The following is a 22,498-nucleotide window of genomic DNA, read 5'->3' on the forward strand; positions in this document are numbered from 1 at the left end:
CCAAAGTCCCTCAGAAGCTCTCATTCACAACAGCTTAGGCAGTTTCTCAGCTAAGAAATCAAAGAGTAGCTTGATACGCGGAATTTGCTTGAGGGTATGAGGGGAGGCCAGCCAAACGGGCAAAGCAGGTAAAGGATCGTCCAGTTCAAGGCGAACAAGGCTGTCATCTTCAACGCCAATACCAATCTGCCCGAGCCCGACACCGCACCCAGCCCGCACCAGCTCCCAGTAGGTCACCCTGTCATCACACCGCACGCTGAAGAAGTTCCGGTCCACCTCCAGCCCTGCTTCCTGCATGCCGCGCAGGATCAGATCTGACCGGTCATAACCAATCCAATCCAGCGCAAACAGGTCTTCTCTGGTCTTGGGCATGCCAACACGCTCAAGGAATGCCTTGCTGGCGAACAACCCCAGAGGCGTTTCGCCAATCTTCTTGGCCACAATGTCCAACTGAGTTGGCGTAAACATACGCACAGCAATGTCCGCTTCCTGAAACAGCAGGTTCTGCGCATCATCAGACGGCACCAGATCAATCTGGATCTCTGGATAAGCCTGCCGAAACTCTGCGATCAGCTTGGGCATCACATAATTGGAAATCACCTGACTGGCCGTTACGCGCACAGAACCAGCAAATCCGCTCTGCTTCCGCTCCTCCGCATGCAGCAGAAACTGCGCCGCCGCCGCATGCATCGCTTTGGCATGGGGCAGCAAGGCCTCACCATCTTCCGTCAACCCAAGCCCGCGTTGATGGCGATAGAACAGGGAGACGCCCAGCTCAGCCTCAATCGCTTTCACCTGACGCCCAATGGTCGGCTGGCTCTGGTTCAGCTGTTTGGCCGCTGCTGAAAGACTGCCGGTCTCCGCCACAGCCACAAAAATGCCGATCAGATCCCAGGAAAGATGATGCAAGCTACTATTCATAATTGAATATCATATCTGCATTTCAATCGAATTTACATAGCAAAGAAAGCGCTTACTATCATAGTCAAAGAGGATAACGCAGGAGCCAGATATGAGACCTGTCGCTTTGATTTTAGGGGCAACCGGCAGATTTTCCAGAAACATGATTGAGCAGCTGGAGGCCGCTGGTTGGGAAGCCCGCAAGTTTGATCGTAAGACGCAAAACATGATGGAAGCAGCCAAAGGCGTGGACGTCATCGTCAACGGTGCAAACCCACAATATCCGCAGTGGAAGCGGGATGTTCTGCCTTTCACCCGTCAGGTGATAGACGCCGCAAAGCAGTCTGGCGCGACCGTGATCATTCCGGGCAACAACTACTGCTTCGGACCCAATATGAAACCTCCCATCGGCCCACAAACACCTCAAAACGCTGCCAATGAGCTCGGCCTCATCAGAATAGAGCTGGAGCACCTTTACAAAACATCAGGCATGCAAACCATCCTGCTGCGTGCCGGAGACTTCATCGACACGTCTGCGAGCGGCAACTGGTTTGACCTCATCATGGCGACCAAGCTGGAGAAGGGGAAACTCATCTATCCCGGCAAAACAGATGCCCCGCACGCATGGGCTTATCTGCCAGATATGGCCCGAGCTGCGGTCCAGCTTCTGGAAATGCGAGACCAGCTGAACACCTATGAAGATATCTCGTTTCCCGGCTATACTTGGACAGGCGATGAGATGAGCAAAGCCCTCACTGCTGTCACAGGCGAAACTATCACCATCAAGAGTTTCAACTGGTGGATGATCCGCTTGAGCCAGCCGTTCTGGTCAATGGCAAAGCACTTGCTGGAAATGCGCTACCTTTGGGATGTGCCGCACTGGATGGATACACAGCGCTTTGAGGAACTGCTCCCTGACTTTCAGGCGACACCGGAACAGAAAGCCTTAAAGCACGCCATCAGTCATCTGCCAGCCTTCCCGTTGAACCAGTCGATCCCGCTCAATCAGCACAAAAGAGCTGCATGAGAATTGCACCCAAGTGGCCTCCAAGAGTTTACAGAGGTAAAGCCGACAGGATATAACTGGAAATTCCATCCTGATATATTTGCGGCGTTTGCCTCTTGGAATTTTGGAGTGCTCTTTGACCTTTAAACTTGGAATTCTGGAAGTTGGCCGACCACCTGAAAATCTGAGCAAGACCTTCGGTGATTACCCGTCCATGTTCGAAACGCTCTTAAAGGAGCAGGGGGCCGACTGGCACTATATGTCCTATCCTGTGGTGGATGGTCAGTTGCCTCAAACCGTCCATGATTGTGATGGCTGGCTGATCACAGGCTCCAAACATGGTGTCTATGATGACCTTGAGTGGATCGACCGGCTCAAAACCTTCCTGAAAAACGCCTATGATGAACACGTGCCAATCGTCGGCATTTGTTTCGGACACCAGATCCTCGCAGAAGCGCTGGGCGGTAAGGCTGAAAAGTCCGACAAAGGCTGGGGCTGCGGTGTCTTCACCTACTACGTTTTGGAGAACCCAAGTTGGGTACCGGAAGGTCTGACCAGCTTCTCAATTGAGGCTTACCATCAGGATCAGGTGACCAGATTGCCGGAAGATGGAGAGGTTATCGCCTCCTCCGACTTCTGTGAGTTTGCAGCCATTGATTACAAGGGCAGAGCCTTCACACTGCAGGGGCACCCGGAGTTCAACAAGGACTATTCAGTAGCCCTCTTCCAAGAACGTCGCGGTGACACACTGCCGGAAGACATTGCCGATCATGCCATCGCATCCTCCGATGCACCCATGCAGATCAGCGAAGTCGCGCACATGATCGTAAACTTTATTCAGCAGGCTGCCGTGCGAGAAAAACAAGAAGGGCACTAACCAAAACCTGCGCTGTCTTGGGGGCTTGGGGGAGAACCTTAAGTCCCATCAGGGATGTACATGGCTATTTCGCAAGGCTTTCTTCATGCCAACGACACGGCAGGCGAATACCACGCCTCCTACTACACCGCGACTGCAAACAAGCAGTTCTCCTTTCCGGCGCTGGAGGGAGAGCACTCCTGCGACGTCTGCGTTATTGGCGCGGGTTATGCTGGTCTTTCCTCTGCATTGCATTTGGCTGAGCGTGGCTACAAGGTCCACCTGCTTGACGCGCACCGTGTCGGCTGGGGCGCCTCTGGCCGCAATGGTGGTCAGCTGGGAACCGGGCAGCGCAAGGATCAGGATGAACTGGAAAGCCTCGTCGGATTGGGGCGTGCCAGAGAACTCTGGACCCTCGCTGAAGCCGCCAAATCTCTGGTCAAAGATCTCATTGCCAAACACCAGATCGATTGCGACCTGAAACCCGGCATTCTCCATGCCGATCACAAACAAAGCTACGTCAGTCACAGCAAAGCCTATGCCGAAAAGCTTGCAAACACTTACAATTACGACCAGATCCGCTTTGTAGATAAAGCAGAAATACAAGAGTTACTCGATACAACGGCGTATCACGGTGGCACGCTGGATATGGGTGCCGCACACCTCCACCCCCTCAACTTCGTACTGGGGCTGGCGGAAGCCTGTAAAAACGCAGGCGTCCAGATCTTTGAGAACTCCGAGGTGCTGGAAATCCAGAAAGGGGAACCAGCCAGACTGAAGCTCGCCAACGGTCAGGTCACCGCCCGCTTTGTGGTCTTCGCGTGCAATGGCTACATCGACAGCCTCGAAACGCGTGTCGCCTCGCGGGTTATGCCCATCAACAACTACATCATTGCCACTGCGCCGCTGTGCGAAGACCTCGCCAGAACTCTGATCGCCAATGATGCAGCTGTGGCGGATTCCCGGTTCGTGATCAATTACTACCGCCTGTCCGCAGACAATCGCCTGTTGTTTGGAGGAGGGGAAAGCTACAGCTTCCAGTTCCCGCAGGACATCAAGGCCTTCGTGCGCAAACCCATGCTGCAGATCTACCCGCAGCTGAAGGATGTGCCGATCGAATACGGCTGGGGCGGCACGCTGGGCATCACGCTCAACCGCATGCCGTACTTTGCAAAGCTCGCCCCCAACATGCTCAACGCCAGCGGCTTCTCAGGCCACGGTGTCGCCATGGCAACACTGGCAGGTCAGCTTATGGCAGAGGCCATCGACGGACAGGCCAGCCGGTTTGATGTGATGGAAAAAGTCCCAACCCACGTCTTCCCCGGTGGCCGCCACTTCCGCTGGCCCCTCATGGTCCTCGGCATGCTCTACTACAGCCTGCGCGACCGGCTGTAGCCTGATTGAGCTAAACTGGCTTAAATATCTGTTTTAGTTCAGAACTTCTGATCAGTTCTTGACTGTCTTCTGAAAGATGTTGGTACCTGTGTCCATCCTTTGACTCAATGATTGTACGGCCGTGATATCCGGAGACTTCAGGTTGCTCGAACCCGGCTTTTTTCAGTTCATTCGCTAAAGACTGGGCGAAGGGCTGTGCAACAACCTTTTCTTGGCCGAAGAACCACGTCTTCGTTACTTCACGCTCAGATGCACGCTGAAGATCTGTGGCATCAAATGAGGCTGGTTGCCGTGCATCGGCGCTGTAGCAGGCGACAACACGAACATCCGTGAAGAATTTACTCAGCCCACCCTGAGAAAGGCGTTGGGCGAGTTCTTTAGAAGAGATAGTATTCCTTGGGTGAGAGCCATGCCTGTCATCAACGATTTTGTCGGACCCATGTGAGCTGTGACCGACAATGTAAATCTTGCTCTCCTCTTTTTTCAATGTGCTGAAAATCTGTGAGTGCTCATTGCTGATAACTTCAGTTCGTTCCAGTGTATCTGCACGCCATGCGATGTCTTCTGATGCTCTCAGGGCTTCCTCAAAGTGCTGAGTTCCAACAGCCTGAATATACTCTTGTTCTGTAGCATTGTTTTTCGCAATGAGTGAGTTGCCCATCACGAGGGGGCGCCCTGCATCTTTGAAGAGTTTCTCGGCCATTTGATGCTTGAGCATATCGAGTTGCTGCTTGTCGGCATCACTTTGCACAATGATGTTACGAATGTCCTTGTTTGCTGAGCGTCGTGCATGATTGGTGTTTAGCACGAGTGTAAGCATGTCCTCCGATACAAACGGAGCGTAGAAGTATCCCGTCTTGCCTTCGTGAGCGGCTTTCGTGCTCTCGTTGGGGACTTCCGTCTTTGTCGTCGCAGAACTGATGTTCGCGTCCTGTTGTATCTGCCCGCTGGAAACAGCGGGCGGTGAAGAGCTGGTATTTGAAATAGGCATGGGGCACCAAAGTTATCTGTTTGATGCCAACCATAAATGCCTACCTATACGTGTGCTGTGACATTTAAAACATCCAGCATGCATGATGGGACCAGTGCAGGTTGAGCTTTAAGAAGAGCTGGGCAACAAGCGCCTAACTCTTCTCCAACTCCTGCTCCATTTCCGGATTGTCCAGATACAGCCGCTGTCGCTGATAAAGCTTACCGTCCACCTCAACCAGTAGGCCTTGCCTGCGCATAGAGGCAACGTACTTCGCCATACCGCGTCGGCCTTTCTTTTCAAAGAACGGCAGAATGCGGGGCATCAGATTGGGCAGCAGCATGGCCAGCCGGGTCAACCAGGAATCGCTCGCTTTGGGATAGCGCTCCAGACATGGCTTCTCCAGATGCTTCACGAACTGATCAGCCACAACACTCGGTGACTGCGGCTCATCGATGAAGTTGAGCACACTGCCACCTTCCAGTGCTTCTTGACGCAGCATGTAAGTATCTGTCGCTGTAGGCAAAACGCAACTCACCTTGATGCCGTGCAGATCTTCATCCAGTGCAAAGGAAAGCATGGCGCCACGCAGACCGAACTTGGTCGCCGCATAAATCGGTGTTTCACGAAGGGGCTGAATACCGCCAAGCGAGGTGGTTGTGATGATACGCGGATCATCACCCTTCAGCAGATAAGGCACCGCCAACCGGCTCAGCACCAGAGGGGCGACCATGTTGATGGCGATCTCTTCTTCAATGCTTTCCGGCGTGCGCTCATGAAAGCGATCAACCTTGGTGATTGCCATGTTGTTGATGAGAACATCCAGCACGCCAAAGTTCTCTTCCACCTCGCGTAAAAGACGCTCCATCTCATCGCGTTGTGTCAGGTCCCCCTCAAACACATGAACCCGCAGGTTATCCAGTCGGGCCTGAAGCTCGCGGGCTGCACGGCCATTTTTGTCTGCCAGAACGAGGTTCATACCCCGCTCATGCAAACGCGTGGCGATGTGACCGGCGATGTCTCCACCGCCTCCGGTGATCACCGCCGTTCGCCCCTGAAAACGATAGGTGCTCATGCAGCAACCTCCGCCTTCTTAGCAGTTTGAGCTTGCTTGGATTTTGGCGCTGCTCGCTTGAACCGAATATCCTCCGGGAATGTCCATCCCATCCGCTGATAAAGCTTCTTCACATACTTGGTGTGCGCCACTGCATCGCAGTAGCCAGCGTGCCGGTCTGTTTTCAGGAAATGAATGCCACCGGAAAGATCAGGCGTTTCACTTCTAATGATCGCCTCCAGCTGGCTGGCACGGGAAGGATTATCTCTCTGATCCTTCAGATAGTTGGCGACCAGCCCGGCCATATAGTCAAACCGTTTATAAGCGCCGGAGTTGGTTTCAATATAGCTGATGCCAAACAGGTTCTTATGCTCACGCGAAGCTGCCTGAATGAACATCTTGGGCCGCCCACCTTCATAGCTGAAGTAGTCACCCGCAAAGTCTAACTGCTGGTTATAGCCGGTTGCGCAAAGGATCAGATCAATCTCTTCCCGGCTGCCATCCTTGAACACCACGTACTTGCCATCCAGCCGATCCACATCCGGCTTCACCGTTACATCCCCATGCTGCAACGAATGCACCAGCTGGGTGTTCAGCAAGGGATGGGTCTCAAACAGCTTGTGATCTGGCTTGGGAATTCCAAATCGCTGTAGGCTACCGTTGAACATGCGCAGCAGCAAGGTGAAGAAAGGTCGGATCAGCCAAACCGGTAGATCAGGCCCACCATCCGCGAACACATCGGCAGGCATACCAAACACATGTTTGGGAATGATGTGATAGCCACGCCGCATGGAAATGAAGGCCTTTTCGCCCATCACACCCGCATCACAAGCAATATCGCAGCCAGAATTGCCAGCTCCGACCACCAACACCCGTTTACCGTCAAACTCACGAATGTTCTTGTAGGTCTGGCTGTGGCGGATCTCGCCATCAAACGTGCCCTTTAACGCGGGCATATTTGCCTGCCACTGCGATCCCGTGGCACACACCACAGCCTTGTACTCGCGGCATTCGCCGTTGGAGAGTTGAACCTGCCAACGATCATCCTTGGTTTTGGTCAGTTTCTCAATCTTGGTTGAGAAAGTGATCTTCTCCCGCAGGCCATAAGCCTCTGCAAAGTCATGCAGGTACTTCAGGATCTCTGAGTGCTTGGGGTAATCTGCAAAGTGGTCTGGCATTGGAAAATCTGCAAAGCCAGACAAACTGCGAGAGCTGATGAAATGCGCGCTCTCATAAATTGCAGTGCCTTCGTGCTTAATGTCCCAGAGACCGCCCACATCCGGGTTTGGATCAAACTGATCCCACTCAATGCCGTTGTGCTGTAATGCGCGGGCCATCACAAGCCCCGCCGGGCCTGCACCAGCAATGCAAACCGCGTCACCTCTATCAATAATCTCCACCGTTCCCTCCCCGAACTGTGAAAGACTTACCTTAGGGGAAGATTAAGGTGGATTAGAAGGACATATACGGACGTAGGGCGGACATTTTCGGCCATATCTTGCGGTCACTCCCGTGTTTCCGCTAGCATGATCGTGGCGGGAGGGGACATGCAGGCGGAGAATCATCAGTTGGCCTTGTCAGATGTGGTACAGCGCTCAAAGGTGCCACCACACTTGCTGCGCTATTTGCTGCAAGAGCTGGAGCAGCGCGGCATTGCGGCTGAAAAAGTTCTGCCGCACACGGTGTTGGACCAGTACAGCGACCCGACAGCCTTCCTCTCACACGATGCCCGCCTGACCTATCAGCAAAGCCGCCTGATCATCCTGAAAGCACTGGCTTTGACGGGTGACGAAAGCCTCGGTCTGGCTGTTGGTCACCGTCAATCCATTACCTCACTCGGCCTTGTCAGTCTCGGCGTTATGGCAAGCGCAACGGGCAGAGAGGCACTGGAGTTAGGCATCCGGTATCACCGTCTCACCGGCAGTATGCTGGAGATTGATCTGGAGCCATCATCCAGCAATGCCCTCACGATGATCGCCCGCAGCCGTTTCCATGAGCCGGTGCTCCTGACGTTCTTCGTTCAGGAACTGTTCGCAGCCATGGTTGGCGTTGTCCGTTTCACCACAGGCAGCAAGCAAGCGATCAATCGTATCGAGATGATGCAGACACCGCCAGAAAAGAAGAGCCTCTTTCAGGATGCTCTCGGTTCCTCCGTCATATTCGAAGCCTCACGAAACGCCATCGAGTTTGATGCAGACCACCTGCAGCGACCATTGGTAACTGCGGATCGGTTTGTGTTGCACGAGGTGGAAACACTGCTGGCTGGCATGATGCAGGAAGAAAGCACGCGCCTCGACTTCCTCAAATCTGTCGAGGAAGAAGCCCGCCGCCGATTGAAAAACAACCCATCCATCGAGGAAATTGCCGGTGTTTTCTCCATGAGCGAGCGCAGTTTCCGCCGCAAACTCACAGCCTCTCAGGTCTCCTTCCGGGACATCCTCTCCCAGATCCGTCAGTCTCAGGCCATGGAGTTGCTGTTGTGGTCTCGCCTGTCCTCAGAGCAAATCGCAGCGGAGTTGGGTTACTCTGATCCAAGGGTGTTTCGCAGGGCTTTCAAGCAGTGGACAGGGGAGACACCCAGTCAGTTTAGAAAGTCCGTAACTCAACTGTGACGGGTACATACCGCACCAAAAGTTCCATTGGGTCTCTCAACGTTATTTAATATTCTCCGAAAATTCCCTATAAAGGCGCAGGGGCACATGTTGCAATGCGCAATTCTGAGGGGCGATGCGCGCCTTTCAGTGAGGTAGCGCAAAGACATACCTCTGAAAGCACAGGCAAAAATCGAAACCCAATAATAATAACGCGTACTCAGAAAATGTGCTGACAGATTGGCAGCGAGTGCGCGGGATAACAAAGGATACAGGCAGTACAAAAGCTCTGAGCAAGGGCACGCTGCTTTGGATGAACGAAACGGGCACCTAAAATCATGTCTCATACATCTGCAATTCGGCGGAAAACCATTAAAGACATCATGAAGGCAAAAGGCCATCACAAGTTGGTCTGCCTCACTGCCTATACTGCGCCAATCGCGCAGATGCTGGATGAACACTGCGATCTGCTGCTAGTGGGAGACAGCGTTGGCATGGTGCTCCACGGCCTGCCAGACACAACAGCCGTCACGCTGGATATGATGATCATGCATGGCAAGGCCGTGATGCGTGGCTCTCAGAACGCGCTCGTTGTTGTCGATATGCCATTCGGTTCTTTTGAGGAAAGCCCGCAGGCTGCTTACCGCAACGCACTACGTGTGATGCAGGAAACCGGCTGTCAGGCCGTTAAGCTGGAGTACAACTCCGCAGCTCCTGAAACCATCCGCTTCCTCGTGGATCGCGGTATCCCAGTTGTCGCACACATCGGCCTGCGCCCGCAGTATCTGCATGTGGAAGGCGGCTACAAGGTTGCTGGCAAAAACGAAGAAAGCCGCCAGGAGCAGCTGGAATGTGCACGTCAAGTGGCTGAAGCTGGTGCGTTCTGCGTTGTGGTTGAAGGCACCAAAGACGAAGTTGCTCGTGAGATCTCTGACAGCGTGCCTATCCCAACCATCGGTATTGGCGCTTCTGTTGACTGTGACGGTCAGATCCTTGTGACGGATGACATGCTTGGCATGTTCGACAAGACACCAAAGTTCGTCCGCAAGTACGCAGAGCTGAAATCCCAGATCGAGCTGGGTGTGAAGGCCTTCGCGAATGATGTGCGCCGCGAGCAGTTCCCGGCTGCTGACGAAACCTACTAAGACCGCTCAGAACCGCTGGGAAGAGCTTGTCTCTCAGCGGTTTTACCCCCTAAAATCCATAAATGTTTTGGGGCTGCACCCACATGATAGTGTGCAGCTGCAGGCATAAAGCGGCTTGGGGGATCGAATGGTGCTTATTCTGGTTCTGGGAGTTCTATTAGCTCTGGCAGCCCTTGCTGCCTACACCTTCTGGGGTGTTCTCAAGATTCAAACCCCCACCAACGGTCCTTCTATCAAATCTGAAAGTCGCCGCGGTACGGCGCTGCTGATCATTGATGTGCAGGCCGACTTCACCAAAGAAACCGGCTCTCGGAAATGGGATCCCGATTACCTGCAATCCCGCCTTGATCAGATCAATGCACTGGCCGAGCTGGCCAAGCAAAAAGGCTGGCCAATCATCGCCATCCGGCATGTCTATCAGGGGTGGTACACCAACTTTCTGGTCCGCTTGCTGGGGGGAGGACTGGGAGCGCGGGGTTCGAATGGCCTCCAGATGGATCCACGCGTCACAGCAAAGCCGGATCTGGATATTGAGAAGTCCAAGAGTGATGCCTTTGGTGAGCAGGAACTCTCAGCATTTCTGAAGACCCATCAGGTTGATCATCTGATCCTCACTGGACTGGATGGCAACGCCTGCGTGAAGAACACAAGCATTGGCGCACTCAACAGAGGCTATCGTGTCGAACTCTGCGACCCGGCAATCCTCGCCTACAATCAGAAAGCCTGGGAACTGCAGAAAGAAGCACTGCAGGAAATGGGCGCCGCTGTCTCCCACGACATCGTTGAGAATGCTGCAGATGCTGGAGCTGAGAAAGACCCAGCCTAGTCGATCAGATTACCGTTCTTGTCAAAGAACGGATGCCGCCCACCAAAGTCGCCGATGAAGCTCAGGTGATTGATCAGCTCACCTCCGGTCCAGCGGAAAATCCGCACTGCTGGCGGATCCATCACAAAGCTTGGCTCTCCATCCGGCTCCAGATCAAGCGTCACCTGATGACCAGAGGCAGGGCAGATGCTCACCGGAATGCCGTTTTTGAACACCTCAATTGCCCGATGAACGTGCCCACAAGCAATCTGCAGGATCTGTGATTGTCCGGTGACAACAGGCCAGAAGTCTTCCTCAGCACGCAGCAGCATGATGTCATCCATGTGCTCAATGCCGGTCTTGAAGGGAGGATGATGCATGAATACGAGCGTAGGTTGGTCTTTGTGAGCTGTCAGCTCGGCACGCAGCCATGCTTGCTTATCGGCATCAAAATGCCCGTCATGTTTGCCCGGAATGGTCGTGTCCAATCCGATGATCCGCAGACCATCCTTCTCAATAGAGAACTGCAGGGCGTCTTCATTGGTCAGGTAATCATGATCCGCAAACGCCTCGCGCATCGCATCCCGATGATCATGGTTGCCAGGGATCACATAAAACGGCATCTCCAGCTGATCAATCTCCTTACGAAACAACTCATACTCATCTGCGTTACCCAGATCCACGAGATCACCGCTAATCACCACAAAATCGAGGCGAGGCTGAAACGCGTTCAGATGTGCCACGGCTTCGCGAAGATGAGAGAGCGTATCAACGCAGTTGTAGGCGAACTTTCCGCCAGCTTTGATGTGAATGTCGGTGAGCTGCGCGAAAATCATAGATGCTACTCCAAAGAGATTATCGGAATGATCGGTAAAACCAAAACAACGGCAACGCCGCCTTCAAGAAATTGGGCTGCTGACTAATCTTTATTGCCTCAAACAACAAGTGAACTTTTCATGACAAGTGGGAGGTTGCAAGGCGTCAATAAGAACAATCAGGAGGAGTGGCTGATCTGCTCCTCTGTCAAAACGAGGCGTTGCACGTATATGAGCATCTGCTTGATTTGCTCATTTTCGCCGGTTTTGAGCAATAAAATCGCCTAACTGCGGGTTTTGACGCATTGAAAGGATTTTTAAAACATATCACAGTACATCCCTGAAATATGAGAGGCGAATTTTCGGGAGATGTTCGACTCCAGATAGTTTCGAGCCGTAGCGGAGGAGGAACCGCGAGCGGTTCATTGGGAGAAGGGCGTGCTATGGGGATAGCACGCCCTTATTTTTTCATGTGCGTCTCGCAAAGCCTAAATGATCAGGCTTCTCAAGGCATAAGAGACCACCGTCACGGAAGCGACGCCTGCAATCCAAAGGGCTGCAAACCATAGCAAACGCTTCCAAAGAGGGAGCTCGACTTCACCAGTCTTGTCAGAGGTCATCAGTGGTAACCCTCCGTTGATTTAATCTTGCCGCGGAACACGTAGTACGCATAAGCCGTGTAAGCGAGGATCATCGGGATAAGGATGACCGCCCCCACAAGCAGGAACTTCAGACTGCTGTCAGGCGCAGCTGCTTCCCAAAGCGTGTAAACGTGTGGCACCACATACGGGAAGATGTTGATCCCCAATCCAACATAAGTGAGCAGGAATAGCACCAGTGAGGCGAGGAACGGCGTGTAATCCGCATCGCTCATCAGCGCACGCCACAAGATCAGCGTGGTGATCGCGACAAGAAGCGGCACAGGGAACGTGTAAAGCAGATACGGGAAGCTGAACCACTTCTCCATAATGCTCTCATTGATGAACGGCATCCAGATGCTCACCAGCAAAAGGAAAGCAATCAGCAACAAAGCTGCGTACTTTGAGACGCGGCGGAAATGTGCTTGCGGCACACCTTCCAGCTTCATCACCAGCCAGGTAGATCCCAAAAGGGCGTAACCGGAAACAACCGCAAAGCCAGTCATGACGGAAAATGGCGTCAGCCAATCCCACCAGCCACCGGCATAGGTGCGGTCCACCACTTCAATGCCTTGCACCAGAGTGCCAAGCACTAGACCCTGACAGAACGCAGCCACGATAGAACCTGCAAAGAAAGACAGATCCCAGAACGGCCTGCGTTCAACAGAGGATTTGAAGCGGAACTCAAAGGCCACACCACGGAAGATCAAGCCGATCAACATACCGATAATGGGTGCATACACCGCAGGCATGATGACCGAGTAGGCCAGCGGAAACACCGCAAACAGGCCGCCTCCACCAAGGATGAGCCAGGTCTCGTTACCATCCCATACAGGGGCAACACTGTTCATCATCAAAGTGCGTTCATCTGCATCTTTGGTGGTCGGATACAAAATCCCGATACCAAGATCGAAGCCATCCAGCACAACATAAGCGAAGATCGCAACGGCTATGAGAAACCCCCAGATAAGCGGATAATCAAGCATCATGAGAACGATCTCCCTCATTCGGTTGAAGGGCTTGGGCAGGTGTAATGCCCGCAGTTCTGACTGGAACGCCTTCTTCGACGCCCAGGCTTGCATCCGGTGACTTCGCCATGGCCCGGAAGATGTAGAAAATGCCTACACCAAAGACGATGAAGTACACCGCGACAAACACCACAAGCGAGGCCCAAACAGCAGGCGCTTCAACGGGCGAGACCGAGTCCGCCGTTCGAAGCAGCCCGTAGACCGTATAAGGCTGACGTCCAACCTCCGTTGTTGTCCAGCCTGCGATCACCGCAATGAAGCCCGCAGGACCCATCACCATGGATGCACGCTGTAACCACTCGCTCTCATAGAGCCGACCACGCACGCGGGACCATAGACCCCACAAGCCGACCAGCAACATCAGGACACCGATGCCAACCATGATGCGGAAAGACACAAACACGATCGCTGCAGGTGGCCAGTCTTCCCGAGGGAACTCATTCAGACCCGGCACAACACCATCAAGGCTATGGGTCAGAATGATGCTGGAAAGATACGGAATTTCCACCTTGAACTTGGTCTCGCCAGCTTCCTCATCCGGCCAACCAAACAGGATCAGCGGAGCAGGGCCTTGCGAGTCGAAGTGACCTTCCATAGCAGCAACCTTGGCAGGCTGATGCTCTAGAGTGTTCAGGCCATGATAATCACCGGCAATCATCTGGATCGGGGTGACCACCACGATCATCCACATGGCCATGGAGAACATCACCTGTGCAGATTCATTGAAGCGATTGCGTAGCAGGTGATAAGCGCCCACCGCACCAACCACAAAGGCGGTGGTCAGATAAGCAGCCAGCACCATGTGCACGAGCCGGTATGGGAAGGAGGGGTTGAAGATAATCTCCCACCAATCCACAGGTACGAACTGGCCAACGTCATTCATGGCGTAGCCAGCAGGCGTCTGCATCCAGCTGTTCACGGAAAGGATCCAGAAAGCGGAAAGGGCAGTACCGATGGCAACAACCACGGTGGCGAAGAAGTGGAGCTTCTTGCCAACCCGGTTCATACCAAACAGCATGATGCCGAGGAAACCGGCTTCCAGGAAGAACGCCGTGAGCACCTCATAGCCCATGAGCGGCCCGATGACCGCGCCGGTTTTGTCTGCAAAAGCAGACCAGTTGGTGCCGAATTGATATGCCATGACGATGCCGGAAACGACACCCATAGCGAAAGAAAGGGCGAAGATTACGATCCAGAACTTGAAGACCCGTAAGTATACATCACGTCCTGTCCATAGCCATAAGCCTTCAAGCACAGCAAGAAAACTTGCCAGACCTATAGTAAAGGCAGGGAAAATGATATGGAACGCGATTGTAAAAGCAAATTGGAATCGAGCTAGATCAACTGCTAAACTGTCCATGTGACCACCTGTCGATGGGATGTGCTGATTTCAAATCATGGAATTCCGTAGCGGAACACTGTTAATAATTATGTTTTTTCCGCGATCCATGACCAGTGCACCCCAAAAGATAGGGCACTTGTCTTTGCTGTAGTAACTGTTTCCTTGAAAAAGTGAGTTGCATTCCGACCTATGCGCTATGCAAAGTGTCGCATAATTTTTGCTTATGCCCGATCCAACGCGACACTATCCAGTTTGTATTCATTCTAATTCTAATATTTGGTTTTGCCTTGGTATGAGGGCTGCACAAACCAATAAAGCAGTAGCAATTCTCCGAGAATCGGTATGAAAGCGATCAGCAACCAGAAACCGGATCGGTTACTGTCATGCAGCCGCCTCACAGCCACCGCCAGTGAGGGCAGGAAGAATGCGATCGTCAGAATGGAGCTGAGCGGAGCACCATCCTGAACGCTGCCAGCGGGCAACCCCAGCGTGGGAGCAATAACGAAGTTATCAATCAGATGGGCTGCGATCATCACAATGAGAATGAACAAAACCCACCACCAAAACTCTGAGCGAGGCGCCCGCCCAGTGAACTGCACATACTTCTTGAAACAGGTTCTGATGGCGCTTTGAAAACTAACCACGCGACTCTCCAAGTTTTATAGAAACGCTAGATCGTACCAGCTGACTGGAACATTGAGGCTGGCCATGGAACGAAGTGTAGGAGAGCAAAGAACTTGTCTCTGCGCTCCTGTTTTTTCTGCCTAGGTTTTGCCTTAGCTGAGCTTGAATATTACTCGTAATTGGCGCTGACGGTTTGGCTTGAAGGAAGCAGGTGCCAGTACAATAGAAGCACTGTCCCCAATATAGGGATCACCGTAATGAACACCCAGAAGCCAGAACGGTCAACATCGTGAAGACGACGAACAGCGACCGTTAATGTTGGCAGTAAAAGGAGAAGTGCGACAATCATTGTAAGGATGAAGGGTAGGAACATACCTGCTACCACCACAGCTCCTGGAGTACCTGATGAATGCTGAAGCTCTGAGATGCCAAATGCAAAGCCACTAACAATCAAAATATCAAAAAGAAAAGCTACGGACATGACAAGGATGTTGAAGAAAAACCACCACCAATATTCAGCACGTGAGGCGCGACCATAAAAGTTGAAGTAGTTCTTCAAGCAAGTGATGACTGCATCTTTAAAAGTGAGTTCACCTGGTGAATAGCTGTAGGCCATTGAGCCCTCCTTTTTGCAGGAAAGGCTAGAGTGGGCTTTCTCACCAGAAAGTTGAGAGCTTAGGCCAAATGCAAAACAGGAGAGCAAAGAACGTGTCCTAACTCTCCTGTTTGTGATTGTTTGCTTAAGCAGAACTTATTGCTTTAGTTGGTACTGAACCGTTGGCGCAAAGCTGCATCCCCCGCAGGAGCTGCCACAGCTGCTGGAGGAAGCACTGGAAGTACACCCCACTTCCTCGATCCGCCCAAGGGCCTTCAGCTGAGAGACCATAGCCATGGCAAAATCACTTGGGATGTTCATATCCTGAGCAATCTCGCCAACAGTGGCACCGCCTCGTTTTGCCAATACACCTTCGATCCGCTGCAACATCTTATTCTGCTGCCTCCAGTGCTGCGCTCTGCGCAACAGTGTTGTCCGCCTTCTGTCGCATAAACACCAATACTCCAACAATGGATGCGAGCAGCACAACGATCCAGATTGCAGAGGATGTTGGATGACGAGTAAATGTGCCGATCTGATAAGCCAGAGAAGCGCCGGAATAAGCGAGCAGGGTGGTCCAACCAGCTGCAAACAGTGCCCAGTTGCGTCCAACCTCACGCCAGATGGTTGCCAATGCTGCGGTACAAGGAATGTAAAGCAGAACTGCAATCATGTAGGCAAACGCGCCAACCTTGCCATCAAAGTGCGCAGCAAGTGCGGTGAACAAGCCAACTTCAACTTCCTGCTCTTCAGCCGCAATGGAGTAGCTGGAGGTATCACCAATATCGATCCCAAGCGGATCAAGCATCTGAGAAGTCAGATCCACAATGCTGGTGGTGAAGGTGTTGATCGCGTCCTGGGCTGTCTCCAATGGCGCAGGAGCGCCCCCTTCCTCATCTGTGGTGACATAAAGCGTCTGCAAGGTGCCAACCACGGCTTCCTTTGCAAAGATGCCAGTCACGAGACCAACAGTTGCTGGCCAGTCATCTTCACTCAATCCCATTGGCGAGAAGATCGGAGTAACCTGTTTGGAAACAACAGCCAGCACGGAGTTGCCATTGGCCTCGTTGCCAACGTTTCCTTTGAAGTCCACGGAGTTCAGGACCGTCAGCACAGCCACCACAGTCACAATGATCTTGCCAGCACCAAACAGGAAGATCTTCAGACGTGTCCAGACCAGCTTCATCACCTGCGCAAACTGCGGCATCTGATAGGTTGGCAACTCAATAGCAAGGCTGGTGGACTGGCCTTTATAGAAGGAGTTGGACAGCGCCCAGCCCGTAAAGATCGCAACGCCCACACCCAGTAGATACAGCGCAAATACGATGTTCTGACCGTTGACCGGGAAGAACGCTGCTGCAAACAGAGCATAGACCGGCAGGCGAGCGCCACAGGACATGAACGGCGCCATCATGGAGGTCACAACACGCTCACGTTCTGTTTCCAGCGTACGGGTCGCCACAACCGCTGGCACGGTACAGCCAAAGCCCAGAATAAGCGGCAAGAACGCGCGGCCTGGCAATCCAATCCGGCGCATCAGCCCATCGGCAACCACTGCCGCACGGGCCATATAGCCGCTCTGTTCAAGGAAAATCTGGCAGAGGAATAGTATCCCGACGATAGGGGCGAACGTACCGACGGTTTGTAAACCTCCGCCAATCGCTGTGATCAGCATCTCCAGCGCACCACCTTCAAGCCCAACTGCGTAAAGCAGGCTCAGTGGTGTCTGGATAAACAAGGCATCTCCTAGTCCATCAAACAGATCGATGAAGTAGGAGGAAACATTAATCGCGATGAAGAACATCGCATACATCGCACCAAGGAACACAAATGGGCCAGCCCATTTGGAAAGTACGAAACGGTCAATCTTGTCCGAGAAGCCGCGCACATCCTGCGGCTCAGGCAACTCCATCAGTTGTGAAAGCGAGTAGGCGCGGTTGAAGTAGCTCGTCGCCATCACCAGTTCGGTTGGATCTTGCAGACGGAGCTCACATTTTCTGGAAACATCCTGTGCCTTTTCCAGAACTGCTTCCGGAACCATCTGACGGGCCAACTTGTCACTTTCCATCAGACGATGAGCCAAAGGCATGGACTGAGATGACAGCTCAGGAGCCAGCTTTGCGATCTCTTCCGCAAGCTCTTTGACGGGCTTGATCAGATCAAATGGATCCGTCAGCAGGCGGGAAGGAGCCTCCGGAGAACGAACCGCCGTAGACAGCTCATCACGCAGACCTGCCAGAGAATGCTCGTCGTGAACTGAAGTTGCGATAACAGGCATGGCCAGCGCAGCAGAAAGACGATCCGCTGCGGCCTGCAAAACACCTGTGGGCCACAAATCCGCTTTGGTCAGCACCGCAACAATTGGCACATCAAATGCTAATGCCTGAAGCAAAATGGCAAGAGAGCGTTCCAGCGCAATTGGATCAAGCACAACAGCCAGAGCGGCTGGGCGATCAGACAAAAGCGCCTGACGGGTAATACGCTCGTCAATGCGGTCATCTTCAGGAGAGGAAAGCGTAGCCACACCTGGCAAATCCAGCAGAGCCAGATCTATACTCTGCGTTTCACAAATGCCGGTTTTACGATCAACCGTAACACCCGGCCAGTTACCGATGACCTGACTACGGCCCGTCAGCTTATTGAACAGGCTGGATTTACCGGAGTTGGCTGTGCCGAGCAGATGGACTTGAGGCTTGTCATCGCAGCGACAAGAGGCGGTGTCGTGACAGCTCATTGGCTGACCTCTTCCACCAAAATGGTGTCAGCCAGATCAACACCAACAGCAACGCGCTGCGAACCAATGGAAAGGATACGAGCCCGTGAGCCGCTGCCTTCAAAAATGGTAAGCGAACGATCACTGGTCAGACCAAGCGAGCGCAGTTTTAGGGCATCCGCCCGATCTCTTCCAAGGCGAACGACTTTCAGCTCAACACCAGCACGCGCTTCGGTCAGCGGCTTAGCCTGCACAGGTGGAACGAACGTTTCGCGGTAGGGTGCGAAGACTTCTTTGTGGGGTGCTTGCTCGAATGTTTCTCTGGCTAGCAAAGACATCTACGTCTCCAAAAATCTTAGTTCTTGAAGACATGGAACTGCAATTGCGAATGACTTGCATTGACAGCAATCAATTTTGCAAGCGTCGTCGTTAACTGAAAAGCTCAGCTATCACTTTGTAATTCCTGTAAAAAATGGAATATCAGAGAGCCGGTTCCAGTCCGGTCACGCTACACGCTTGTTCTAAAACAGCTTCTTTGGATTTGCTGCTGTCCAGCTTGGCCCAGTGAATCTCGCCTAAGTCGTAGGTCTGCTGCAAGCGCACCACCTCTGCATCCGCGTCCGATGCGTCGCCGTGTCGCGCATCAACACGGTTGATAAGCGTCTCAACGTCAGCTTCTAGCCAGATCCCGATGAATTCAGCATTGGTTTTCTTGGCAAGTTGCTCAACTGAGTCTCTCTCAGCAGGCTTGCCATAAACGCCATCAATGATCACCGAATGCCCGGCGGCCAAAACCATCTCGGCCCGTCGCAGCAGTTCAGCATAAACCTTCGCCGAAAACTCTGGTGTATAGGTCTTCTTGCTGGCCTTGTCCGCTTCACCAATCTCCAGCATCTCTTTTCGGATAACATCTGTCCGCAAATGCACCGCACCGGGCATCCGCCCAAGCTTCGGCGCCAGTCCCTGCGCAAGTGTCGTCTTACCTGTTCCAGACAATCCACCAACCACACAGAGAACCGGTGGTGTCGGTGCCAAGGCTCTCTGGCAGATCCTGAAGTACTCCTGCGCCTGCCCCTCAGTCTTCAGGCGTGTTGCACCTTCCTGATGCAATGAGGCAGCCGCACCGATTTTGGCGCGGATAGCAGCACGCATCATCAGATAGAACCGCAACACGCGTATGTCTTCCAGATGTTTGAGTTCGTGTGTCTGCTGTAGGTAAGCATTGAGCACCACATTCGCCGCTTCAGGTTCATTCCGCTCACAAAGATCCAGCAGTAGAAATGCCAGATCGTACAGCACATCACCTGTTGCGATCGCATCATCAAACTCAACAGCATCAAACAGCAGCGGCTTTCCATCATGCATTACGATGTTAGCCAGATGCGCATCCCCATGGTTGAGCCGCACAAACCCATGCTCACCGCGCTTCAGAATAATGCTCTCAATGAACGTATGTTCTTCTCGTGCCGCTTTATCGAGTGCAATCACCTGATCTGCTGGAAAGAACTGGGGGAACTCCTGAAACGCATCAAGGTTCTGGTTGGTATACGCCAACAGATCCTCGATCCATGGCTGCGCATCCCGCTGCGTGGTCCGGCTGTGAGCATCTACCATCAGCTTGGCGAGATCGAGAGCCAACTCTCGGCTGATCCCCTTTTCCTCAGCAACTCGGTCTAGCCCAAGGTGCTCGTTGAAGCGGTTCATGTGAACCACCCACTCCACAACGTCCCCATGGCCGGCAAGTTCCAGAGAACCATCCCGCTCAAGTGTAATGGGCAGGGTGCTGCGGTAGATCTGCGGTGCGTACTGGCTGTTGAGCCGGATCTCCGCTTCACACGCGTTCTTGCGTTTCTCAAGGCTGGAGTAATCGAGGAAAGGAAACTTCACATCCCGCTTCATCTTGTAGGCGTCATTCCCAACAAGGTAAGCAATGTTTGCATGCGTATCGATGCGTTTGACCTCTTGCCCCCTGTGAGCGTCGGGGGAAGAGAAGAAGCCAATGATATCGCTTTGGGTTAGGGTATCCACGTCAAAACTATCAGCGGTCATGGGTCCATCCATCGAAACTGCGCAAATCTATAGGTGTTGTGCACCTTCAGGCTGCAATTGCCAATCTATCAATCGGGCTTAGGAGGTATTCTAGGGCTATGGATCTTTTGTGAAAGTGAAAAGCAAGGGCAACTCAATAAACTACTCAATCTGTCATGCAGGCTTCATCATTCTCACTGTGATTTGCCCAGTTCATTCCGTCTCGGAATAATAAAGAGAAATACTGCAGATTTTCACGAGCGCATATTCCGCGTATCTTCGCCTCAATCAAATTATGACTGGAGTGAGGGATGAGCCAGACAAAGCGGACCGGTGGTCAGTTAATCGTAGATGCGCTGGAAGATCAGGGCGCAGAGCGTGTCTTCTGTGTGCCGGGTGAGAGTTACCTTGCAGTTCTGGATGCGCTATACGATGCCTCCATTCCAGTTACCCTGTGCCGTCAGGAAGGTGGCGCGGCCATGATGGCTGAGGCTTGGGGCAAAATGACCGGTAAGCCGGGTATCTGCATGGTGACCCGCGGTCCGGGCGCTACCAACGCTTCCGCTGGTGTCCACGTGGCACAGCAGGACTCCACGCCGATGATCTTGTTTGTTGGTCAAATCGCACGTGATATGAGAGAGCGGGACGCCTTCCAGGAGGTCAACTATCGTCAGATGTTTGGCAGTATCGCCAAATGGGTTGCCGAGATTGATCAGTCAGACCGTATTCCGGAAATGATCTCTCGTGCCTATCACGTCGCCACGTCTGGCCGTCCGGGCCCTGTGGTTCTGGCTTTGCCGGAAGATATGCTGATTGAACTGGCAGAAGCGTGGAGCGTTCCAGCCATGCGCCCAATCGAAACGCACCCATCGCAATATCAAATGGAAGAGTTCCGCGAGCTGCTGGAAGGTGCTGAACGCCCATTCTTCATTCTCGGTGGCTCCCGCTGGTCAGAAGAAACCTGCGACACTTTCAGAGCCTTTGCTGAGAAGAACAACCTGCCGGTTGGCGCATCCTTCCGCCGTCAGATGCTCTTTGACAACGGCCATGCCTGTTACGCGGGCGATGTTGGCATCGGCATCAATCCAAAGCTCAAAGCTCGTATCGAAAACTCTGACCTTATCGTGTTGCTTGGAGACATCCTCTCCGAAATGCCAAGCCAGTCCTACTCCATGCTGAACATTCCTGTTCCAGCGCAAAAGGTGGTGCACATCCATCCGGGTGCAGAAGAACTTGGCCGCATGTACCTGCCAACGCTGGGCATCAACGCAAGTCCGGCTGGCTTCTGTGAAGCGCTGTCAAAGTTGGATGTGAAACAGCTGGCAAGCTGGAAAGCACAGGTTGAAGAGGCTCATGCAGATTATCTTGCATGGTCGGGTGCGCGGCCAAAAGTGGCTGGTGACCTGCAGATGGCTGAAGTTATGGAGTGGATCGAGAATAACCTCGACGACACCACCATCTTCGCCAATGGTGCAGGCAACTACGCCACATGGGTGCACCGCTTCCATCGCTTCCGCAAATACAATACCCAGCTTGCGCCAACTTGCGGTTCCATGGGCTATGGCCTGCCAGCCGCTGTTGCAGCCAAGCTGAAGTTCCCGGAACGCGATGTTGTTTGCTTTGCCGGTGACGGCTGCCTGCAGATGACCATTCAGGAGCTGGCAACTGCAGCGCAAGAAGGGGCCAACATCATCGTTGTGGTTGTCGACAACGGCATCTACGGCACCATCCGGATGCATCAGGAACGTGAATATCCCGGCCGTATCAGCGCAACCACTCTGCAAAATCCAAACTTTGCCGATGTGGCAAAGGCCTATGGCTACCACTCCAGCACAGTAAAAACAGCAGATGAGTTCGGCCCTGCATTCGAAGCTGCAAAAGCAAGCGGCCAGCCAGCCTTGCTGCACCTGCATCTGGATCCGGAAGCAATCACGCCAATCCGCTCGCTGACAGAAATCCGCGAAGCTTCAATGGCGACGAGTTAAACCAAACA

General features: G+C 53.1%; 21 protein-coding genes. 7 read left to right on the top strand and 14 right to left on the bottom strand.

The features are described from left to right. Window positions 1–24: 24 nt before the first annotated feature. Complete coding sequence (locus PSE_RS06815) at window positions 25–921, bottom strand: LysR family transcriptional regulator (protein WP_014284178.1); 897 nt, start codon at window positions 919–921, stop codon at window positions 25–27. 91 nt (window positions 922–1,012) lie between these two features. Here PSE_RS06815 and PSE_RS06820 point away from each other — a divergent pair, with 91 nt between their 5' ends. From PSE_RS06820 to PSE_RS06830, 3 genes are all read left to right on the top strand, one after another. Then, the gene (locus tag PSE_RS06820; RefSeq protein ID WP_041768081.1) at window positions 1,013–1,927 is read left to right on the top strand and encodes an epimerase; all 915 of its coding nucleotides are present in this window, start codon (window positions 1,013–1,015) and stop codon (window positions 1,925–1,927) included. Between the two features lie 115 nt (window positions 1,928–2,042). Beyond that, the gene (locus tag PSE_RS06825; RefSeq protein WP_014284181.1) at window positions 2,043–2,783 is read left to right on the top strand and encodes a GMP synthase; all 741 of its coding nucleotides are present in this window, start codon (window positions 2,043–2,045) and stop codon (window positions 2,781–2,783) included. A 60-nt stretch (window positions 2,784–2,843) separates the two neighbouring features. Then, a complete protein-coding gene (locus PSE_RS06830; RefSeq protein WP_041768082.1) occupies window positions 2,844–4,157 on the top strand; it encodes an FAD-binding oxidoreductase in 1,314 nt (437 codons plus the stop codon). Window positions 4,158–4,167: 10 nt separating this feature from the next. Here PSE_RS06830 and PSE_RS06835 read toward each other — a convergent pair whose 3' ends face one another. The 3 genes from PSE_RS06835 to PSE_RS06845 all read right to left on the bottom strand — a co-directional run bounded on the left by PSE_RS06835 (window position 4,168) and on the right by PSE_RS06845 (window position 7,581). Then, window positions 4,168–5,148, bottom strand: a complete 981-nt coding sequence (locus PSE_RS06835; RefSeq protein WP_014284183.1) for a hypothetical protein — start codon at window positions 5,146–5,148, stop codon at window positions 4,168–4,170. Window positions 5,149–5,281: 133 nt separating this feature from the next. After that, window positions 5,282–6,202, bottom strand: a complete 921-nt coding sequence (locus PSE_RS06840; protein WP_014284184.1) for an SDR family oxidoreductase — start codon at window positions 6,200–6,202, stop codon at window positions 5,282–5,284. Continuing rightward, window positions 6,199–7,581 (bottom strand): NAD(P)/FAD-dependent oxidoreductase, encoded by a 1,383-nt coding sequence (locus PSE_RS06845; RefSeq protein WP_014284185.1) that lies wholly within the window; start codon window positions 7,579–7,581, stop codon window positions 6,199–6,201. The genes PSE_RS06840 and PSE_RS06845 overlap by 4 nt, the downstream gene beginning before the upstream one ends. A 147-nt stretch (window positions 7,582–7,728) precedes the next feature. On the opposite strand from PSE_RS06845, the gene PSE_RS06850 reads away from it, so the two are divergent. The 3 genes from PSE_RS06850 (at window position 7,729) to PSE_RS06860 (ending at window position 10,743) form a co-directional block, all read left to right on the top strand. Further along, window positions 7,729–8,793 (top strand): AraC family transcriptional regulator, encoded by a 1,065-nt coding sequence (locus tag PSE_RS06850; RefSeq protein ID WP_148266097.1) that lies wholly within the window; start codon window positions 7,729–7,731, stop codon window positions 8,791–8,793. Between the two features lie 317 nt (window positions 8,794–9,110). Beyond that, a complete protein-coding gene (panB, locus tag PSE_RS06855) occupies window positions 9,111–9,917 on the top strand; it encodes a 3-methyl-2-oxobutanoate hydroxymethyltransferase (RefSeq protein WP_014284187.1) in 807 nt (268 codons plus the stop codon). Window positions 9,918–10,044: 127 nt separating this feature from the next. Continuing rightward, on the top strand, window positions 10,045–10,743 hold the full coding sequence (locus tag PSE_RS06860; protein ID WP_014284188.1) for a cysteine hydrolase family protein: 699 nt from the start codon (window positions 10,045–10,047) through the stop codon (window positions 10,741–10,743). Here the strand turns inward: PSE_RS06860 and PSE_RS06865 are convergent. The 10 genes from PSE_RS06865 to PSE_RS06905 all read right to left on the bottom strand — a co-directional run bounded on the left by PSE_RS06865 (window position 10,740) and on the right by PSE_RS06905 (window position 20,526). Next, entirely contained in the window at window positions 10,740–11,558 is an 819-nt protein-coding gene (locus PSE_RS06865; RefSeq protein WP_014284189.1) for a phosphodiesterase, read from the bottom strand. The two genes, PSE_RS06860 and PSE_RS06865, sit on opposite strands and share 4 nt — an antisense overlap. A gap of 467 nt (window positions 11,559–12,025) precedes the next feature. Further along, window positions 12,026–12,157 carry a DUF2474 family protein gene (locus PSE_RS26930; protein ID WP_014284191.1) on the bottom strand — a complete coding sequence of 44 codons (132 nt, stop codon included), beginning with the start codon at window positions 12,155–12,157 and terminating at the stop codon, window positions 12,026–12,028. Then, window positions 12,157–13,164, bottom strand: a complete 1,008-nt coding sequence (gene cydB / locus PSE_RS06870) for a cytochrome d ubiquinol oxidase subunit II (protein ID WP_041768084.1) — start codon at window positions 13,162–13,164, stop codon at window positions 12,157–12,159. The genes PSE_RS26930 and cydB overlap by 1 nt, the downstream gene beginning before the upstream one ends. Continuing rightward, the gene (locus tag PSE_RS06875) at window positions 13,154–14,563 is read right to left on the bottom strand and encodes a cytochrome ubiquinol oxidase subunit I (RefSeq protein ID WP_083841553.1); all 1,410 of its coding nucleotides are present in this window, start codon (window positions 14,561–14,563) and stop codon (window positions 13,154–13,156) included. The genes cydB and PSE_RS06875 overlap by 11 nt, the downstream gene beginning before the upstream one ends. Before the next feature lie 251 nt (window positions 14,564–14,814). After that, window positions 14,815–15,189 carry a DUF805 domain-containing protein gene (locus PSE_RS06880; RefSeq protein ID WP_014284194.1) on the bottom strand — a complete coding sequence of 125 codons (375 nt, stop codon included), beginning with the start codon at window positions 15,187–15,189 and terminating at the stop codon, window positions 14,815–14,817. A gap of 149 nt (window positions 15,190–15,338) precedes the next feature. After that, the gene (locus tag PSE_RS06885) at window positions 15,339–15,785 is read right to left on the bottom strand and encodes a DUF805 domain-containing protein (RefSeq protein ID WP_148266098.1); all 447 of its coding nucleotides are present in this window, start codon (window positions 15,783–15,785) and stop codon (window positions 15,339–15,341) included. Window positions 15,786–15,920: 135 nt separating this feature from the next. Continuing rightward, window positions 15,921–16,154 carry a FeoC-like transcriptional regulator gene (locus PSE_RS06890; protein WP_014284196.1) on the bottom strand — a complete coding sequence of 78 codons (234 nt, stop codon included), beginning with the start codon at window positions 16,152–16,154 and terminating at the stop codon, window positions 15,921–15,923. Between the two features lies 1 nt (window position 16,155). Then, complete coding sequence (gene feoB / locus PSE_RS06895) at window positions 16,156–18,498, bottom strand: ferrous iron transport protein B (protein ID WP_014284197.1); 2,343 nt, start codon at window positions 18,496–18,498, stop codon at window positions 16,156–16,158. Continuing rightward, window positions 18,495–18,815, bottom strand: coding sequence for a FeoA domain-containing protein (locus PSE_RS06900; RefSeq protein ID WP_083417033.1), 321 nt, complete (start codon window positions 18,813–18,815; stop codon window positions 18,495–18,497). The genes feoB and PSE_RS06900 overlap by 4 nt, the downstream gene beginning before the upstream one ends. 142 nt (window positions 18,816–18,957) lie before the next feature. After that, window positions 18,958–20,526, bottom strand: coding sequence for a bifunctional aminoglycoside phosphotransferase/ATP-binding protein (locus tag PSE_RS06905; RefSeq protein WP_148266099.1), 1,569 nt, complete (start codon window positions 20,524–20,526; stop codon window positions 18,958–18,960). A gap of 290 nt (window positions 20,527–20,816) precedes the next feature. Between PSE_RS06905 and PSE_RS06910 the strand changes: the two genes are divergently transcribed. After that, window positions 20,817–22,490 carry a thiamine pyrophosphate-binding protein gene (locus PSE_RS06910; RefSeq protein ID WP_014284200.1) on the top strand — a complete coding sequence of 558 codons (1,674 nt, stop codon included), beginning with the start codon at window positions 20,817–20,819 and terminating at the stop codon, window positions 22,488–22,490. Window positions 22,491–22,498 lie beyond the last annotated feature (8 nt).

This window comes from Pseudovibrio sp. FO-BEG1 (assembly GCF_000236645.1).
Classification (GTDB): domain Bacteria; phylum Pseudomonadota; class Alphaproteobacteria; order Rhizobiales; family Stappiaceae; genus Pseudovibrio.

Excerpts from the sequence above, each read along its gene's own strand:
- PSE_RS06905 (WP_148266099.1), bottom strand. The coding sequence starts at position 20,526 with ATGACCGCTGATAGTTTTGACGTGGATACCCTAACCCAAAGCGATATC.
- PSE_RS06835 (WP_014284183.1), bottom strand. The coding sequence starts at position 5,148 with ATGCCTATTTCAAATACCAGCTCTTCACCGCCCGCTGTTTCCAGCGGG.
- PSE_RS06900 (WP_083417033.1), bottom strand. The coding sequence starts at position 18,815 with ATGTCTTTGCTAGCCAGAGAAACATTCGAGCAAGCACCCCACAAAGAA.
- PSE_RS06860 (WP_014284188.1), top strand. The coding sequence starts at position 10,045 with ATGGTGCTTATTCTGGTTCTGGGAGTTCTATTAGCTCTGGCAGCCCTT.
- PSE_RS06890 (WP_014284196.1), bottom strand. The coding sequence starts at position 16,154 with ATGTTGCAGCGGATCGAAGGTGTATTGGCAAAACGAGGCGGTGCCACT.
- feoB (WP_014284197.1), bottom strand. The coding sequence starts at position 18,498 with ATGAGCTGTCACGACACCGCCTCTTGTCGCTGCGATGACAAGCCTCAA.
- PSE_RS06850 (WP_148266097.1), top strand. The coding sequence starts at position 7,729 with ATGCAGGCGGAGAATCATCAGTTGGCCTTGTCAGATGTGGTACAGCGC.
- PSE_RS06820 (WP_041768081.1), top strand. The coding sequence starts at position 1,013 with ATGAGACCTGTCGCTTTGATTTTAGGGGCAACCGGCAGATTTTCCAGA.
- PSE_RS06865 (WP_014284189.1), bottom strand. The coding sequence starts at position 11,558 with ATGATTTTCGCGCAGCTCACCGACATTCACATCAAAGCTGGCGGAAAG.
- PSE_RS06875 (WP_083841553.1), bottom strand. The coding sequence starts at position 14,563 with ATGGACAGTTTAGCAGTTGATCTAGCTCGATTCCAATTTGCTTTTACA.
- PSE_RS26930 (WP_014284191.1), bottom strand. The coding sequence starts at position 12,157 with ATGACCTCTGACAAGACTGGTGAAGTCGAGCTCCCTCTTTGGAAGCGT.
- PSE_RS06830 (WP_041768082.1), top strand. The coding sequence starts at position 2,844 with ATGGCTATTTCGCAAGGCTTTCTTCATGCCAACGACACGGCAGGCGAA.
- PSE_RS06815 (WP_014284178.1), bottom strand. The coding sequence starts at position 921 with ATGAATAGTAGCTTGCATCATCTTTCCTGGGATCTGATCGGCATTTTT.
- PSE_RS06885 (WP_148266098.1), bottom strand. The coding sequence starts at position 15,785 with ATGGCCTACAGCTATTCACCAGGTGAACTCACTTTTAAAGATGCAGTC.
- cydB (WP_041768084.1), bottom strand. The coding sequence starts at position 13,164 with ATGATGCTTGATTATCCGCTTATCTGGGGGTTTCTCATAGCCGTTGCG.
- panB (WP_014284187.1), top strand. The coding sequence starts at position 9,111 with ATGTCTCATACATCTGCAATTCGGCGGAAAACCATTAAAGACATCATG.
- PSE_RS06840 (WP_014284184.1), bottom strand. The coding sequence starts at position 6,202 with ATGAGCACCTATCGTTTTCAGGGGCGAACGGCGGTGATCACCGGAGGC.
- PSE_RS06910 (WP_014284200.1), top strand. The coding sequence starts at position 20,817 with ATGAGCCAGACAAAGCGGACCGGTGGTCAGTTAATCGTAGATGCGCTG.